Annotated in this window: 13 protein-coding genes and 1 pseudogene; 3 read left to right on the top strand and 11 right to left on the bottom strand. The window is 66.0% G+C overall.

All coding sequences use genetic code 11. From position 1 onward, the window contains the following. Window positions 1–98 precede the first annotated feature (98 nt). Window positions 99–764: a response regulator transcription factor gene (locus tag ALSL_RS00070; protein WP_126535482.1), complete on the top strand. Its 666-nt coding sequence runs from the start codon at window positions 99–101 to the stop codon at window positions 762–764. A 10-nt stretch (window positions 765–774) separates the two neighbouring features. Here the strand turns inward: ALSL_RS00070 and ALSL_RS00065 are convergent, their stop codons facing one another. After that, window positions 775–4,257 carry a hybrid sensor histidine kinase/response regulator gene (locus ALSL_RS00065; protein ID WP_174928817.1) on the bottom strand — a complete coding sequence of 1,161 codons (3,483 nt, stop codon included), beginning with the start codon at window positions 4,255–4,257 and terminating at the stop codon, window positions 775–777. 102 nt (window positions 4,258–4,359) lie between these two features. Here ALSL_RS00065 and ALSL_RS00060 point away from each other — a divergent pair, with 102 nt between their 5' ends. Both ALSL_RS00060 and ALSL_RS00055 read left to right on the top strand, forming a co-directional pair. Next, a complete protein-coding gene (locus tag ALSL_RS00060; protein WP_331457738.1) occupies window positions 4,360–5,010 on the top strand; it encodes a 4'-phosphopantetheinyl transferase family protein in 651 nt (216 codons plus the stop codon). Next, complete coding sequence (locus ALSL_RS00055) at window positions 5,007–5,756, top strand: pyridoxine 5'-phosphate synthase (RefSeq protein WP_174928816.1); 750 nt, start codon at window positions 5,007–5,009, stop codon at window positions 5,754–5,756. Before ALSL_RS00060 ends, ALSL_RS00055 begins: the two co-directional genes overlap by 4 nt. Before the next feature lie 65 nt (window positions 5,757–5,821). Here the strand turns inward: ALSL_RS00055 and ALSL_RS13695 are convergent. The 10 genes and pseudogenes from ALSL_RS13695 to dnaA form a co-directional block, all read right to left on the bottom strand. Beyond that, window positions 5,822–5,926 (bottom strand): annotated as a pseudogene (locus ALSL_RS13695) (superoxide dismutase [Fe]); the annotation flags it as partial. A gap of 205 nt (window positions 5,927–6,131) precedes the next feature. After that, complete coding sequence (locus ALSL_RS00045) at window positions 6,132–6,548, bottom strand: ExbD/TolR family protein (RefSeq protein ID WP_126535476.1); 417 nt, start codon at window positions 6,546–6,548, stop codon at window positions 6,132–6,134. 6 nt (window positions 6,549–6,554) lie between these two features. Next, window positions 6,555–6,974: an ExbD/TolR family protein gene (locus ALSL_RS00040; RefSeq protein WP_126535474.1), complete on the bottom strand. Its 420-nt coding sequence runs from the start codon at window positions 6,972–6,974 to the stop codon at window positions 6,555–6,557. 11 nt (window positions 6,975–6,985) lie between these two features. Further along, window positions 6,986–7,744 carry a MotA/TolQ/ExbB proton channel family protein gene (locus tag ALSL_RS00035; protein ID WP_126535472.1) on the bottom strand — a complete coding sequence of 253 codons (759 nt, stop codon included), beginning with the start codon at window positions 7,742–7,744 and terminating at the stop codon, window positions 6,986–6,988. A gap of 51 nt (window positions 7,745–7,795) precedes the next feature. Further along, the gene (locus tag ALSL_RS00030) at window positions 7,796–8,389 is read right to left on the bottom strand and encodes an energy transducer TonB (protein WP_425478994.1); all 594 of its coding nucleotides are present in this window, start codon (window positions 8,387–8,389) and stop codon (window positions 7,796–7,798) included. Between the two features lie 267 nt (window positions 8,390–8,656). Further along, window positions 8,657–9,943, bottom strand: a complete 1,287-nt coding sequence (locus ALSL_RS00025; protein ID WP_174928815.1) for a tetratricopeptide repeat protein — start codon at window positions 9,941–9,943, stop codon at window positions 8,657–8,659. Window positions 9,944–10,092: 149 nt separating this feature from the next. Further along, window positions 10,093–12,507: a DNA topoisomerase (ATP-hydrolyzing) subunit B gene (gene gyrB, locus ALSL_RS00020; protein ID WP_126535468.1), complete on the bottom strand. Its 2,415-nt coding sequence runs from the start codon at window positions 12,505–12,507 to the stop codon at window positions 10,093–10,095. A 57-nt stretch (window positions 12,508–12,564) separates the two neighbouring features. After that, window positions 12,565–13,641 (bottom strand): DNA replication/repair protein RecF, encoded by a 1,077-nt coding sequence (gene recF / locus ALSL_RS00015; protein WP_126539915.1) that lies wholly within the window; start codon window positions 13,639–13,641, stop codon window positions 12,565–12,567. 80 nt (window positions 13,642–13,721) lie between these two features. Beyond that, window positions 13,722–14,822 carry a DNA polymerase III subunit beta gene (gene dnaN / locus ALSL_RS00010; protein ID WP_126535466.1) on the bottom strand — a complete coding sequence of 367 codons (1,101 nt, stop codon included), beginning with the start codon at window positions 14,820–14,822 and terminating at the stop codon, window positions 13,722–13,724. Between the two features lie 230 nt (window positions 14,823–15,052). After that, window positions 15,053–16,381 (bottom strand): chromosomal replication initiator protein DnaA, encoded by a 1,329-nt coding sequence (gene dnaA / locus ALSL_RS00005; protein WP_126539913.1) that lies wholly within the window; start codon window positions 16,379–16,381, stop codon window positions 15,053–15,055. Window positions 16,382–16,388: the final 7 nt, after the last annotated feature.

Here is a 16,388-nt window from a genome sequence, read left to right as displayed (position 1 = left end):
CAGCCGCTGCCGCACGATCGCTTTCCACGGCGGACAGACGGCGCATGGAAGCCCGCCCACGACCCGCCGCTCACGGCGCTTCGGGCAGTTTCGGCCGCATGACCGAGATCCTGATCGCCGACGACCACCCGCTGTTCCGCGACGCCCTGCAGCGTGCGGTGCAACAGGCGCTGCCGCAGGCGCAGGTGCACGGCGTGGAAAGCATCGGCGCCCTGCTCGCGCTGCTCGAACGCCACGCCCAGGCCGACCTGCTGCTGCTCGATCTGCACATGCCGGGCGCCCACGGCTATTCGGCCCTGGCGCACATCCGCGGACACTATCCGGAGCTGCCGGTAATGGTGGTGTCCGCGCACGAGGAAGCGCTGGTGGCCCGCCGCGCCTTGGCCCACGGCGCCGTCGCCTACGTGCCCAAGTCGGCCGCCGGTGGGGAAATCGCCCAGGCCATCCGCGCCGTGCTCGAGGGCGGCCTGTGGCTGCCCCCGCGCCTGCGCGAGGAACGTGCCGAATTCAAGGCCGGCGAGGCCGAGGTGGCCGCCCGCATCGCGCAGCTCACGCCGCAGCAGTTCCGCGTGCTGGGGATGATCGCCGCGGGTCTGCTCAACAAGCAGATCGCCTTCGAACTCGGCGTTTCCGAAGCCACGGTCAAGGCGCACATGACCGCGATCATGCGCAAGCTCGGCGTCAACAACCGCACGCAGGTGGCGCTGGCGGCAAACCAGCTCGCGGTCGAACCTTCTCCGTTGCCGCCGGAAATCGCCGAATGATCTTCGCCTTTCAGGCCTCGCCGGAGGCGGATGCCCGCCGGCGCGCATGCGCCGCCAGCCACGCGCGCAAGGCCGCCGGCCGCACCGGCTTGTGCAGCACGGTGTAACCCAGAGCGCGCGCCTGCTGCTTGAGCGCGCTGCTGCCGTCGGCGGTGACCAGCGCCACCGGTGGCAACGTGCCGAGGCGTTCGCGCAGACGCGCGAGTGCCTCGATGCCATTGCCTTCGGCAAGGTGGTAATCGACCAGGAGCAGGTCCACCCCCGCCTCGCGCAGCGCCGCCTCCAACGCGTCCGGATGCTGCACGGCCACGCAGGTGGCGCCCCAGCGTGCGAGCAGCGCCTGCATGCCTTCCAGGATCACCGGGTCGTCGTCCAGACACAGGACGCGCAGCGGCAATGGCGCGACGACGATACCGGTCATGTCCTCCGCGCCGGCCGCAGGTCGCGGCGGCGGCGGCGGCGTACCGCGTGGCACACGGATTGAGAAACAGCTGCCGCGGCCCTCGGCCGAGCGCAGCTCCAGACGGTGGCCGAGCATGCCGGCGATGCGCTCGCAGATGGAAAGCCCGAGCCCGAGCCCCTTCTCACCCCACGGCGAGGGCCGCTCCAGACGCTGGAATTCGGCAAAGATCCGCACGTGCTGCTCGGTGGCGATGCCGGGGCCGGTGTCCCATACCTCGATCCGCACCTCGCCGCCCACCCGCCGCGCGCCGAGCAGCACGCCGCCGCTGCGGGTATAGCGCAACGCGTTGGACAGGAAGTTCTGCAGCACCCGACGCAGCAGCTGCGGATCGCTGCGCACCGCCAGTCGCGTCACGGCCACGCGCAGACGCAGGCCGCGCTGCAACGCCACCACCGCGAACTGTGCCTTGAGCGAAGCGAAGAGTTCCCCGAGGGCGATGTCGCCGGGCTCGGGCTGGTAGTGGCCGGTATCCAGGCGGGAGACGTCGAGCAGGGCGTCGAGCAGATCCTCGGCGGCACGGAACGAGGCGTCGATGCGCTCGGCCAGCTCGCCGGAGGCGGCATCCAGTCCCGGCTGGTGGCGCAGGGCGGTGGCGAACAGTCTGGCTGCATGCAGGGGCTGCAGCAGGTCGTGGCTGGCGGCGGCGAGGAAGCGCGATTTGGAGAGGTTGGCGGCCTCCGCCTCACGACGCGCGGCGGCTGCCGCGATCAGCGCCTCGGAGAGCTCGGCGGTACGCTGCTCGACGCGCTGCTCCAGCGTCTCGTTGGCCTCGATCAGGGCCTGCTCGGCACGCTTGTAGGCAGTCACGTCCGAATAGGTGGTCACGTAGCCGCCGCCGGGCAGCGCGCGGCCGCGCATCTCGATCACCGTGCCGTCCGGCCGCACGCGCTGGAACAGGTGCGGCGTGCCGGCCCGCAGATGGCGGATGCGCTTGGCGACGTGCTCGGCCACTTCGCCGGGGCCGCATTCGCCGTGTTCGGCATTCCAGCGGATCAGCTCGGCCACCGGCATGCCGATGCGCACCATGCCTTCGGGGTAACCGAAGAGTTCCACGTAGCGCCGGTTCCAGGCCACCAGACGCATGTCCGCATCGACCACGCTGATGCCCTGCGAGACGTTCTCGAGCGTGGTCGACAGCAGCTCGCGGTTGAAGCGCAGCTCCTGCGAGGTTTCGTCCAGCAGCGCCACCGTCTCGGCGAGGTCCAGCCCGGTGCCCGACAGGGCGCCCATCAGGATGCGTCGCGCGCTGGCCGCGCCGACCGCGCCGGCGAGCAGGCGCTCGGTGGTCTGGATCAGCGCGCGGTCGGCGGCCTCGTTCGGCTGTAGCGGTTTGCCGCGATGCGCGCCGGCCTCGTCGAAGGCGCGGCGCGTGCCGCGTTCCCCGACGATGCGCTCGGCGATGGTACGCAGGTCGCCCACGGTCACCCTGCCGCGCCAATCGCCGCTGCCGACGCCACCCAGCCGTGCGGGCGCGACGAACAGCGCCGCCTGCAGGCGCTCCTCCAGCGAAGGATGCCGACGCATCGAGACCACGATGAGACAGGCCACGTTGGCCAGCAGCGAACAGACCGTCCCGTGGGTGACGGCATCGAGTCCGTCCAGGCCGAGCAGCGCGTGCGGGCGCAGCAGGCCGAGATGCCAGGGCCCCTCCTGTACCCAACCGGCGCCGGTGTCCAAGGCCGGCAGGAGCAGCGTGTAGGCCCACAGGGCGAAACCCGCCGACAGCCCGGCCGCCACGCCCTGCCGACTGGCACCGCGCCAGTACAGGGCGGCGACGATCGGCGGCGCGAACTGTGCCACCGCCGCAAAGGCGAGCAGACCGGTGGCGGCGAGGTTCTCCACATCGCCCGCCAGGCGGTAATAGCAGTAGGCCAGCAGGCACAGCGCGATGATCGCCAGCCGGCGAATGATCAGCACCCATTGCGACAGATCGCTGCGTTGCTCCAGCCGCAGGGCCCGCACGCGCAGCAGGGCCGGCATCACCAAGTCGTTGCTGATCATGGTCGACAGCGCCACCGCCGAGACCACGACCATGCCGGTGGCCGCGGAAAAACCGCCGATGAATCCCAGCAAGGCCAGACCGCGCTCGTGTCTGGCGAGCAGCAGGTTGAGCAGCCAGGCGTCGGCCCCGCCCTCGCGCACCGCGGGCAGATGCAGGCCGGCGGCGACGATCGGCGGCACCGCCAGGCAGACCACGATCATGTACAGCGGGAAACTCCAGCGGGCGCGGGCCAGATCGGCCGGTTCCTCGCACTCGACCACGGCAATGTGGAACTGACGCGGCAGGCAGAACATGGCGCAGAAAGCCAGCAGGGTCTGGGCCAGGAAGCCCGGTCCAACGCCCGCCTGGGCCTGCCATCTCGCCCAGTCCACCGTCGCCGCCAGACCGGGGCCACGGGCCAGCGCGAACACCGCGATCAGCACGAAGACCACCAGCTTGATCAGCGACTCCAGCGCAATCGCCAGCACCATGCCGTGATGGTGCTCGGTGGCGTCGATGCTGCGGGTTCCGAACAGGATGGCGAACACCGCCAGCAGCAACGCACACCACAGCGCACTGTCGCCGACCGGCGAGGCCGAAAGCGTCCCGCCGAGTACCGCATAGGACATCGCCACCGCCTTGAACTGCAGGGCGATGTAGGGCACCACGGCGATCACCGCCATGATCGCCACCAGCGCGGCCAGGCCGTGGGACCTGCCAAAGCGCGCGCTGATGAAATCCGCGATCGAGGTGATGTTGCGCCGGGCGGCGACCTGCACCATGCGGCGCAGGAGCCCATAGCCGAGCACGAACAGTGCGATCGGGCCGAGATAGATGGGCAGATACGCCATCCCCGCGCGCGCCGCAGTGCCCACCGCGCCGTAGAACGTCCAGGACGAGCAGTACACCGCCAGCGCGAGGCTGTAGATCACCGGACGCAGCCGCGGCTGGCGCGGATACAGCGGCCGGCGGTCGCCGACGTAAGCCACGGCGAACAGCAGCCCCGCGTAGCACAAGGACACCAGCCACAACAGCCAGCCGGGAATCACGGCCTGCTCCGGCGATGGCCCGTGTCGTCATGCAGGATGGTGGCTTGTGGGGGCATCGGCCGGCCCGGCACCATGGCGGTCATGATCTTTGCCGCAGACTCCTTGGCCAAGGTAGCAGAGCGTCTCGGTCCTGACGAGGTGCACGTCTGGCTTCTGCCGCTGATGGAACGCGGACGCGAGCCGTTGCGCCAGATCCTCGCCGCCTATCTCCATCGGCCGCCATCGGAGGTACGGCTGATCGCCGGCCCTCATGGCCGCCCCGCGCTTGCCGGAACCTTGGCCGGCGCGATCGATTTCAACTGGTCGCACAGCGCGGGCCATGCGCTCGTCGCCCTCGCCCGCGGCATCGCGCCCGGCATCGACCTGGAATGCGATCGACCGCTGCGGGCCTTGGCGCTCGCGCGCCGCTACTTCACTGCCGACGAAGCCGCCTGGCTCGCCCGCCAGCCCGAAGCCAGGCAAACGGCGGCGTTCCTGGACCTGTGGACCGCCAAGGAGGCGGTACTCAAGGCGCTCGGCCGTGGCTTGGGGTTCGGCCTCGACCGCCTCACCATCACCTGCGAAGCCACGGGTCCACGCCTGCGCCGCCTGGAAGGCGATGATCCGGACGCCTGGCAACTGCATGCCCTGCAACTTGGCGAGGGACTGCATGCGACACTGGCCTGGCGTGGCGGTCCCCGCCGCATCCGCGGTCTGCGGCCTGGGGATCGCGGCGCCGCCGAAGCCTCTTTTCCCGATACGGGCCATGCTTGATGACACTGCTCAGCGTCAATCTCAACAAAATCGCCGTGCTGCGCAATTCCCGCGGCGGTAACGAACCCGACGTGCTGCGTGCCGCGCGGACCTGCATCGAGGCCGGTTGCGGCGGGATCACCGTGCATCCGCGCCCGGACCTGCGCCACATCCGACCCGACGATGTCTACGCACTGGCCGAGCGACTGCCTGCCGACATCGAGTTCAACATCGAGGGCAATCCCTTCGCGCCGCCGCGCGGTCCTTATCCGGGCCTGCTCGCCCTGTGCCGAGCCGCGCGCCCCGCGCAGGTCACCCTGGTGCCCGACAACGACGACCAGCTCACCTCCGACCACGGTTTCGATCTGCAGCGTGACGCCAATCGGCTACGGCCGCTGGTGGAAGAGTTTGCGCGTCTTGGCTGCCGGGTCAGCCTGTTCGTCGATGCCGGTACGCGCGAGCTCGAGCCTGCCGCACGCATCGGCGCGCAACGCATCGAGATCTATACCGGACCCTACGCCCATGCCTATGCGCAAGGCCAGCCGGATGCGGCCCTGGCCGCCTGCGTCGAGACCGCCCGGCGAGCCCGCGCGCAAGGCCTGGGCGTCAATGCCGGCCACGATCTCTCGCAAAGCAATCTCGGCGCGCTGCATCGGGCCATCCCGTGGCTGGCCGAAGTGTCCATCGGCCATGCACTGATCTGCGAGGCGCTGTACGAGGGGCTCGCCCCCACCGTGCGCAACTATCTGAAGATACTTTCGGCGTGAAGCCCTGCGGGCTTGCCGAGTGGACTCTGGTCACCGCCATCGGCAGATGTTGAGTCGGTCTTCAGGGAGCCGAAGTTCCCCACGGCTGACTTGGAGAACTCCTTGAACTTGTCGGAGGAACCGAACGCCTCGTCGATGCCATCGGCGAGCTTGCCGCTCGGCGCGCCGCCGGCCTTGAGGCTCAGGCCGAGAAACGCCAGCGATCCTTGCGCGGCGGGCCGGCCGAGAAGCGCTGCCGCTGCGCGGCCGTCAGGTCACCCCTGTTGCGCCGACACGAAAAAACGGCGCAGGCATCGATCTTCCATCGCTGAGAGGCCAATGATGATGGCCACTCGAGTCATGGGATCGACGTCTGCGCCGTCAGGCGGCTTTGCCTCATTCGCTTTCGTTGAAGCCGATCTTGGTCAGGCCGTAGCTCTTGGCATCGGCGAGCACGCGGGCCACGGCCTCGTAAGGCACGCCATCGGCCGCACTGATCTGCACTTCCGGCTGTTTGCTGGGATCACCGAGTCCACCGATCACCTGCAGCTGCGCCTTGAGGCCGAGCTCGTCGATCGGGGTGTCGTTCCAGTACAGCGAACCGGACTGGTCGATGCGCAAGCGCACCGGCTCCGGCGGATTTTCCGGCTGCACCACGTTGGGGTTGGGCTGCGGCAGGTCGATCTTCACCTTGTGGGTCAACATGGGCGCCGTGATCATGAAGATGATCAGCAGCACCAACATCACGTCGACCAGCGGCGTGACGTTGATGTCGGCCATCGGGCCCTTGCTACTGCCCGTACTGAATGCCATGTCCTGCTACTCCTTGCCGTTGCCAGTGGTCATGAAGGCAATGTGCACCATGCCGGCCGCCTTGGCATCGCTGAGGATCTTGCCGATGTTCTTCCACTCCAGACCCTTGTCCGCGCGGATCTGCAGTTCCGGCTGCGGTGTCTGCGATGCGAACACCACGAGCTTGGCCTTGAGCTCGGATTCGGTGACCGGGATATCGTCCAGATACAGGCTGCCGTCGTCCTTGATGGCGAGGTCGTGCGGCTCGATCGGACCGGTATCGACCGTCTTGGGGTTGGCCGTCGGCAGCTTGACCGTGATGCGGTGTGACATCAGCGGCGCCGTGATCATGAAGATGATCAGCAGCACCAACATCACGTCGACCAGCGGCGTGACGTTGATTTCCGACATTGCGCCGCTGGAGTCTCCTCCAGTGCTCATCGCCATGAGTTAAGACCTCACTTGTTTTCGATGCTCTCGACGCGAGAGCCGGTGGCAAAGAAGTCGTGCAGGTCGTGCGCGAATTCGTCGAACTTGGCGTAGGTCACGCGGTTGGCGCGGTTGAAGGCGTTGTAGGCCAGCACCGCGGGAATGGCGGTGAACAGACCGAACGCGGTCATGATCAGCGCCTCGCCGACCGGGCCGGCCACCGCTTCCATCGACGCATTGCCGGAGGCGGAGATCTTGATCAGCGCGTGATAGATGCCCCACACGGTACCGAGCAGACCGATGAACGGTGCCGAGGAACCAACCGTGGCGAGCAGGGTCAGGCCGCCTTCCAGGCGCAGGCTTTCCCGGGCCACGGCCTGGCGCAATGCGCGGTCAATGAACTCCGAGCGGCTGAGCGATTCGGCCAGACGACCGCCGCCCTGTGATGCCTGCTGATGATGAGCTGCAGCCGAGGCGGCATCCAGTGCGATCTTGGAGAACGGCTCGCCCTTGGGCTGGGCCTCGAGTTCGCGGATCGCCTCCTGGGTCGAGGAGGCACTCCAGAAGCCCTGGATCACCTTGTCGGCACGCCGACGCACCATCGCGTTGCGGATGGCATTGGCGATGATGAAGTACCAGGACGAGAAGGACATGATGACCAGCGTGACGAACACGATCCAGCCAAGCGCGTCGAAGTTGTGGATCAGATGGTCAAAGCCCATCTGCTTCATGGCTTCGGCATTGGTGGTGCCGCCAGCGGCCGGTGCGGAGGTGTCTTGAAGGAACATAACGCTACCTTTGGTTTTTAAGTCAGGCCAGGATGGGGACCGTAGCTGCGGTTACAGCTGGTTGAGATTGAAATTGACGGGCACGCGGGCGTACCCCTCCACTTTTTGACCGTTGCGCACGGTCGGATTGAAGCGCCAGCGTTGCGCGGCCTCGACGGCGGCGCGGTCGAGTTCGCGGTAACCGCTGGACTGTTCCACCTTGATGTCCTTCGGCGTGCCATCGACACCCACCAGGATCAACAACACCACGGTGCCCTCATGCCGCTGGCGGATCGCCTGCGGCGGATACTTGGGCGTGATGCGGCTGTTGTAAGTGAGATCCTGGCTGGCGGCTATCTCCGAGGGCGGAGCCGGGGGTGCCGGCGGCGCCGGCGGAGGGGCCGGCTGGGGGTTGGTGGAAGCCTCTTCGACGGCCGGCGGCGGTGCCGGCGGTGGCGGCGTCGGCGGCGGCTTCACCTGCTGGATGATCTTCGGCGGCGGCTGCTTGGGCGGTTCGGGCGGCGGCGGCGGTGGCGGTGGCGGTGGTGGCGGCGGCTCGATGAAATTGATCTGCACCACGCGCTCCTGCTTCTTGGCCTCCGATTTCGGCGGTGCCATCGGCGCGACCAGCATCAGGAATGCGAACGCGTGGAGTGCGATGGCCACGGCCAGCGCCCAGGTGCGCCTCCAATTGAACGGCGGATTGCCGGTTGTTTCGTTACTTGAGGCCATCTGTCACTTTGGTCGAATCGGTTCGATCGGATCGCGTGCCCGCAGCACGGCGCGGCAAATGCGCTGGACACGGCATTTGTCGCGAGCTGGGAGAAACGGGGTTCTAAAACGTTACAACAGCTGAATGCTTTTGTATAGCGTCACATCACCAGCGTGACGCCGGGCAAATCAAGCCCGGCAGCCACGTGGCGGGCTTTTAGATCACTTGCCGCCCGTCTGCTTGAGCCAGGCGTTGGCCTTGGCGGCCGTTTCCGGGTCCTGCGCGGCCTGCTTCATGGCCGCAATGGCGCCGGCCTTGTCCTTGAGATTGCGCTCGGCCTCGGCAAGCAGCAGGTAGGCCCGGCCCTTGTGCTCGACGCCCTTGGCGATGGCTTGCTGGATCATCGTCTTGGCCTCCGCATATTTGCCCTCGGTGAGGAGCAGCTGGCCTGCACGCAGGGCGGGTTCACCGTCCTTCGCCTGGGGAATGGCCTTCTTGTAGGCCTCGATCGCCTTGGCCGGCTGTTCGGCGATGTAGGCCGCGTCGCCCAACAGCTTCTCGTTGTCGGCATTGGCGGCGATGATGCCCTTGGACAGGCCTTCCTCGAGCACGGCCACCGCCTTGGCCGCATTGGGCTTGGGATCGGGGCTGTCCTGGCCGTTGACCAGGTAGAGCTTGGCCAGGTTGACGTACTGCTTTTCGTCCTTGAAGGCACCGGCGGCGCGCGCCTTTTCCAGAAGCTCGATCGCCTGGGGGTATTTCTGCGCCTGCATCAGCACCGCGACCGCATTGTTCAGGGCCGCGGGATCGTTCGGGTTGTCGGCCAGCTGCTGCTGCGCGAGCTGAGCGGCCTGGTCGGTCTGGCCCGTTTCGGCGTAGCTCGCCATCAGGATCTGGTTCCAGGAATCCTGCGGCTTGTCGGTCAACGACTGCGCCTTCTTGATCGCGGCGATCGCTTCCTGATACTTGCCGAGGCGGTAATCGATGTTGCCTTCCAGCGCATACGACTCGGCGGTTTCCTTGCGGCCTTCGCTGCGCCATTTGGTCAGCGTATCGAGTGCCTGCTGGTACTGCTCGTCGGCGACGTAGAACTGCGCCAGCTCATAGAGCAGCTGGAAATAGGTGTCGTTGGGCAACACGCCATTGTCGAGCGCCTGCTTGAGGCTTTCGATCGCGCCCTTGACGTCGCCATCGTTGTACTTGAGGTTGGCCAGCCCCTGCAGCGCCAGCGCCTGGGCGTACTTGCTCTTGCTGTGCTCGATGATGTCCTGCAGCAGCGGCACGGCCTTGGCCTTGTCGCCCTCATTGACCGCGTCCAGGGCCTCGTTCAGCGCCTTCTGGTCCTTGGCGCTGGTCAGGTCGAGCTTGGGCTCCTGGCGGGTGGCATTGGGATAGAGCACCTCTTTCTTGTCCGCATGGCGATCGGCGGCCTGCGTCGTCGGTGCCGCGGCAAACGCGAAGGCCAACGCGGCGCCGGCCAGCAGTGTGCCCAGGGCGGGTCGTTTCATGGCGAGTTCCCTTGAGGTTTAGTCCGGATGGAAACGGGGCAACGATGTGCAAGCGCTGGAGCGTAGCCTGATCGGGCCGGCGGCGACAAGCTGCGTCGCCGCAAAAAACATGCAAATCAAGACCTTGACCTTGGCGCTGCCATCTGCGCCTACACGTCGAGATTGGCGACCTTGAGGGCGTTGGCTTCGATGAACTCCCGTCGCGGCTCGACCGCCTCGCCCATCAGCATGGAAAACATCTGGTCGGCCGCGATCGCATCTTCGATGCCCACCTGCAGCATGCGGCGCGTCTCCGGGTTGACCGTGGTTTCCCATAGCTGCTCGGGATTCATTTCGCCCAGGCCCTTGAAGCGCTGGATGGCGCGGCCTTTCTTGGCTTCCTCGAGCAGCCAGTGTCGGGCTTCGGCGAAACTGACCACGCCCCGCGAGGCGTTACCCCGGCGCACCACCGCTCCGGCCTGGACCAGGCCGGTCAGCTGGCGGCCGATTTCCAGGATCGGGCGGAACTCGGCGCCGGCAAAGAAGGCTTTCGGCAGCATGAACTCGTGGCTCAGGCCATGTTGTTCGCGAACGACGCCGATCGCTTGCGCCTCCCCATCCGTACCCTCGCGTATGTCGAGCCGATAGCGTGGTTTGCCCAGTCCGCTGGCCGCCAGCCGGGTGGTGAGGCCGGCCAGCCAGGTTGGCAGGGCCTGGCCGTCATCCCAGCGCGCCGGTTCCGGCGGAACATGCTCGAGCATGGCCGTGAGGACCTGGGTATCGAAGCGATGGCCCAGCCGCTCGATCTGATCCAGCGCCTGTTGATAGTCACGCAGCAGTTTTTCGAGCGCCTCGCCGCGGATGGGTGGCGCATCCGGGGCGTAGGTGAGTTCTGCACCATCGACGGCGCTGGCGATCAGATAGGCATTCAGTGCCGCATCGTCCTTGAGATAGAGCTCGTTCTTGCCCTGCTTGACCTTGTACAGCGGCGGCAGGCCGATGTAGATATGGCCGCGTTCGATGAGCTCCGGCATCTGCCGATAGAAGAAGGTCAGCAGCAGGGTGCGGATGTGCGAGCCGTCCACGTCAGCATCGGTCATGATGATGATGCGGTGATAGCGCAGCTTGTCGGGGTTGTAGTCGTCCTTGCCGATGCCGGTGCCTAGCGCCGTGATCAGCGTGCCGACCTCGGCCGAGGAGAGCATGCGGTCGAAGCGCGCCTTCTCCACGTTCAGGATCTTGCCCTTGAGTGGCAACACGGCCTGGGTCTTGCGGTTGCGCCCCTGCTTGGCCGAACCACCGGCCGAATCGCCCTCGACCAGGAAGAGCTCGGAAAGCGCGGGGTCTTTTTCCTGACAGTCGGCCAACTTGCCGGGCAGTCCGGCGATGTCCAGCGCACCCTTGCGGCGCGTCATCTCGCGCGCCTTGCGGGCGGCTTCGCGCGCCCGGGCGGCGTCGATGACCTTGCCGGCGATGGTGCGTGCCTCATGCGGGCGTTCGAGCAGGAATTCGCCGAGCTTTTCGCCGACCACCTGCTCCACCACCGGCTTGACCTCGGATGAAACCAGCTTGTCCTTGGTCTGCGAGGAAAACTTGGGATCGGGCACCTTGACCGACAACACCGCGATCAGGCCTTCGCGCATGTCGTCGCCTGCCAAGGCCACCTTGGCGTTCTTGGCCAGGCCCTCTTTCTCGATGTATTGCGTCAGGCCGCGGGTCAGTGCGGCGCGAAAGCCGGTGAGGTGGGTGCCGCCGTCACGCTGCGGGATATTGTTGGTAAAGCAGTAGGTCGTTTCCTGATAGGAGTCGGTCCACTGCATCGCCACTTCGACGGTGATGCCATCCTGCTCCGCGCTGAAGTGGATCACGCTCGGATGCAGCGCCGTCTTGAGCTGGGCCAGGTGCTGCACGAAGGAGCGGATGCCGCCCTCATAGGCAAAGGTGTCCGCACGCCCCTCGCCACGTTCGTCCTTGAGTTCGATGGTGACGCCGGAATTGAGGAAGGCCAGCTCGCGCAGGCGCTTGGCGAGCACGTCGTAATGGAACTCGATGTTGGAAAAGATCTGCGGGCTCGGCAGGAAGCGTACCGTGGTGCCGCGCCGATCGGTGGTGCCGGTAACTTTCAGCGGATAAAGGGGCTCGCCCAGCGCGTATTCCTGCTGATGGATCCGGCCGTCACGATAGATGGTCAGCCACAGATGCGAGGACAAGGCGTTGACCACCGAGACGCCGACCCCATGCAAGCCACCGGAAACCTTGTAGGAGTTGGCATCGAACTTGCCGCCGGCATGCAGCACGGTCATGACGACCTCGGCCGTCGAGCGGCCCTCCTCCGGGTGGATGTCCACCGGGATGCCGCGTCCGTTGTCGCTGACGCTCACCGAGCCATCGGCATGGATGGTGACCACGACATGATCGCAATAGCCGGCCAGGGCCTCGTCGATGGCGTTGTCGACGACCTCGAACACCATGTGATGCAGGCCGGTGCCGTCATCGGTATCGCCGATATACATGCCCGGGCGCTTGCGTACCGCCTCGAGGCCCTTGAGTACCTTGATGCTGCTCGAATCGTAAGTATTGTTCATGCCTGACCCTGTGACGGCACAGATAGCCGCCACGATCGCTTCAACGGTGAATGCCGCTCATTGTATCAGCTGGACCCGCCCGCCCTGTTCCACGTGAAACCGCCGGGTGGTCCTTGTGCTCAAGGCGTCCGGTATCTCGGTTCCGGTCACGAGGACTTGGGCACCGCAGGCGAGCAGTTGATCCACCACCATGCGCTGGTGATCCCGGTCCAGCTCCGAGGCCAGGTCATCAAAAGCAATGATCGGCCAGAAACCGGCGTGTTCGGCATGGACGGCGGCCTGAGCCAGCAGGCAGGCCAGGGCGACGAGCTTTTCTTGTCCCCGAGACAGATGTTCGCGCTGTGGGGCGGCTGCGAAATGGATGCTCCAGACGGCGCGATGGCTGCCTGCACTCGTATGACCGCGCTGCTGATCGGTCAGTCGGGATGCGGCCAAATAGGCGGCGAGCTCGCTATCCGCCGGCCAACCACGGCGATAACGTAGCTCCACGCAACCCAACTCCGGAATCAACCGGTCGAGTAAGCGGGTCAGTGGCTTCTGCAAAGCTTCGAGATAACGCACACGGGCCTGGTCCAGTAGTGCAGCGGTTTCGCCCATGCTCTCTTCCCAGGGACGATATTCGCCGTCGGCGATGACGCCATGGCGCAGCAAGGCGTTTCGCTGTTCCAAGGCACGACGGTAGCGCCGCCAGTGGCCAAGAAAGCTGGGTTCCACGTGGAACACGCCCCAATCCATGAAACGGCGCCGCTCCTCGGGTGGCCCGGAAATCAAGGCATGCGATCCGGGCTCAAAGCACACCACCGCGCATTGGCCCAGGAGCTCCGCGAGAGCGACATCCCGTCCGTCGAGGCGCGCCTCCCAGTGACCCGAGCGTCGCCCCAGTCCGAGCCGGTGGGATGAACCGGCGCGAAGGAGCTCAGCAAACACGTCCAAAGCCTCGGCCCCGCGACGCAGCAGCGCCTGTGGGCCGCCGGCACGGAAGGAATGGCCGTGCGAAAGCAGATAAACCGCCTCGAGCAGACTGGTCTTGCCGGCGCCGTTGGGACCGGTGATGACATTGATGCCAGGCGCCAGGTCGAGTCTAGCCTCTGCAAAGCACCGCAGGTGATGCAGCACCAGTTGCCGCACCCACAGGGCATCGGTGGTTTGTACCGCTGGCCATTGCGTGGCGACGAATGCTGGTGTCTGCGGCAAGGGTCCGCGCCCCGGAGACGTCACAGCCGCAAGGGCATGACCACATGGCGCGCCTGGGCGTTGTCACTGTCCTGGATCAGGCAGCTCGACTGGGCGTCCCGCAGATGAAGCTTGACTTCCGGATGTCGCAACGCGCCCAGGGCATCCAGGAGGTAGCCGACGTTGAAGCCGACGGCGAGGTCGTCGACCATCGTCTGCGCCTCGATTTCCTCGATCGCCTCTTCCTGCTCGGGATTATGGGCGATGACCCGCAGGCGGCCGGGGGAAAGTTCGAGTCGGACGCCGCGATACTTTTCATTGGAGAGGATGGCCGCCCGCTGCAGCGCACCGCGCAAGCCCTCGCGATCCAGGATGGCGGTTTTGTCGGCACCGAGAGGAATGACGGCTTCGTAATCCGGGAAGCGGCCGTCGATCAGCTTGGAGGTGAAAGTCACCTCGTCCCGGCGGACCCGCAGGTGATTGCGACCGAGTTCCAGTTGAACTTCACCCTCGCCGCCCTGCAGAAGGCCGGCCAGCTCATTCACGCCCTTGCGCGGCACGATGATCTGCCGTCGCGTCGCCACCGATTGGGCTAGTTCGGCTTCTTGCAAGGCCAGACGATGGCCGTCGGTGGCGACGCAGCGGATCCGCGCATCCTGCAGGTCGATCAGCATGCCGTTCAGGTAATAGCGCACGTCCTGATTGGCCATGGCGAAGGCGGTGCCCTGGATGAGGCCGAGCAGGCGTTCCTCGGGTACGGCGATGCGTTCCAGCAGTTCGATCTGCTCGATGACCGGAAATTCGCCGGCCGGCAGGGTGGCCAAGGTGAAACGGCTGCGCCCGGCGGTCAAGGCCATACGATCGCCGTTGAGTTTCATCTGGAGGCGCACCCCCTCAGGTAGCGCCCGGACGATGTCGAACAACTTGCGCGCCGGCAGGGTGGTTTCACCGTTTTCGGCCGATTCGACCGCGGTGCGCGCGGTCATCTCGACCTCGAGATCGGTGCCGGTGAGCGTGAGTTCGCCCTGTTCGACGCGTACGAGCAGATTAGCCAGGATCGGCAGGGTCTGCCGCCGTTCCACCACCCCGGCCACCTGTTGCAAGGGTTTGAGCAGGGCTTCGCGCTGGATGCTGAGTTGCATGGAATGTCCTTAACTAGCCTTGTTCTTGAAAAAAGAAAGGTGGTGGTGGCAGTAGTACGGCCGGAGTCTGTGGAATTCGGCTAAAATTTCTTGCCAATCAAAGAGTTGCTTGAATACAAAGCAGGCCTTGAAAACCCTTTCTGCCCTGTGTATCGGTTGTGCATAAAAACAGCAAGCGAGCTGTCCACCTATTATTCACAGCTTGTGCGGGGGCTTTTCAAGAGAAAAGCTCATCCTGTCAGGATGCGGATGAACTGCTCCCAGTCCTGACGCATGCGAGGGTCGGCCTCGCGCAGTTTCTTGATCGTCCGGCAGGCGTGCAGCACCGTGGTGTGGTCACGCCCGCCGAAGGCTTCGCCGATTTCCGGCAGGCTGTGTTCGGTCAATTCCTTGGACAGGGCCATCGCGATCTGGCGCGGTCGGGCGAGCGAGCGCACCCGGCGCTTGGAGAGCAGATCCTGCAGCCGTACCTGGTAGTAGTCGGCCACCGTTTTCTGGATGTTGGGCACGGTCACCGCCTGGGCATGGGTGGCCAGGAGGTCGCGCAAGGTTTCCTCGGCGAAGGCGACGGTGATCGGCTTGCCGTAGAAGTTGGCGCGCGCGGCCAGGGTGTTGAGTGCGCCTTCGAGGTCGCGCACGTTGGAGCGGATCCGCTTTGCCAGCAGCATGGCGACGTCCTCGCCGATGGCGACGCCCTTTTCCTGCGCCTTGGCCAACAGGATCGCCGCGCGGGTCTCGAAGTCCGGCGGCTCGATCGCCACCGACAGGCCCCAGCCCAGCCGCGATTTCAGCCGCGGTTCGAGCTTGTCCACTTCCTTCGGATAGCGGTCGCAGGTCAGGATGATCTGCTGCTTGGCCTCGAACAGCGCATTGAAGGTGTGGAAGAACTCCTCCTGGGTGGTGTCCTTGCCGGCGAAGAACTGGATGTCGTCGATCAGTAGCGCATCCACCGAGCGGAAGCGGCGCTTGAATTCGTCCATGCTCTTGGTGCGCAGGGCCTCGATCATCGAGCCGACGAACTGTTCCGAGCGCAGGTAGAGGACCTTGCAGTCCGGGTCGCGTTCGCGCATCAGGTTGCCTGCCGCGTGCATCAGATGCGTCTTGCCCAGGCCGGTGCCGCCGTAGAGCAGCAGCGGGTTGTACGCCCGCCCCGGATTCATCGCCACCTGCATGGCGGCCGCCTTGCCGAGCTGGTTGGACTTGCCCTCGACGAAGGTGTCGAAGGTGTAGTGCGCATCGAGGTTGTGCACGTGACTGGCGGCGGGCGCCTCGCCGGCGGCAGACGGGCGCGGCGTTGCCGCGGCCTTGCCCGGACGCTTTGCGCTCGAGCCGACTTCCAGGCGAAGCTCGTGCGCGTGGCCGTCGAGCTGTTCGAGCAACGTGCCGATGCGCGCGAGATAACGGTTGCGCACCGTATCCAGGGTGTACGGATTGGGCGCGTAAAGAATGAGCGCCGAGCCTTCCTCGCGCGCCTGCAGCGGCATCAGCCAGGTATGCAGCTCCTCGGCGCCGAGTTCGCTTTCGAGGTGCGCCAGGCAGCGCCGCCACAGATCACTCATGGGATAA

It is taken from the genome of Aerosticca soli, from assembly GCF_003967035.1.
GTDB classification, from domain to species: domain Bacteria; phylum Pseudomonadota; class Gammaproteobacteria; order Xanthomonadales; family Rhodanobacteraceae; genus Aerosticca; species Aerosticca soli.
Note: the sequence above shows the minus strand (reverse complement) of the source record. Positions and strands in the feature narration are given on the sequence as shown.

Bases quoted from the DNA above. Each gene is read 5' to 3' on its own strand.
- ALSL_RS00070 (WP_126535482.1), top strand. From the start codon at position 99: ATGACCGAGATCCTGATCGCCGACGACCACCCGCTGTTCCGCGACGCC.
- ALSL_RS00045 (WP_126535476.1), bottom strand. From the start codon at position 6,548: ATGGCATTCAGTACGGGCAGTAGCAAGGGCCCGATGGCCGACATCAAC.
- ALSL_RS00040 (WP_126535474.1), bottom strand. From the start codon at position 6,974: ATGGCGATGAGCACTGGAGGAGACTCCAGCGGCGCAATGTCGGAAATC.
- ALSL_RS00035 (WP_126535472.1), bottom strand. From the start codon at position 7,744: ATGTTCCTTCAAGACACCTCCGCACCGGCCGCTGGCGGCACCACCAAT.
- ALSL_RS00025 (WP_174928815.1), bottom strand. From the start codon at position 9,943: ATGAAACGACCCGCCCTGGGCACACTGCTGGCCGGCGCCGCGTTGGCC.
- gyrB (WP_126535468.1), bottom strand. From the start codon at position 12,507: ATGAACAATACTTACGATTCGAGCAGCATCAAGGTACTCAAGGGCCTC.
- dnaN (WP_126535466.1), bottom strand. From the start codon at position 14,822: ATGCAACTCAGCATCCAGCGCGAAGCCCTGCTCAAACCCTTGCAACAG.
- dnaA (WP_126539913.1), bottom strand. From the start codon at position 16,381: ATGAGTGATCTGTGGCGGCGCTGCCTGGCGCACCTCGAAAGCGAACTC.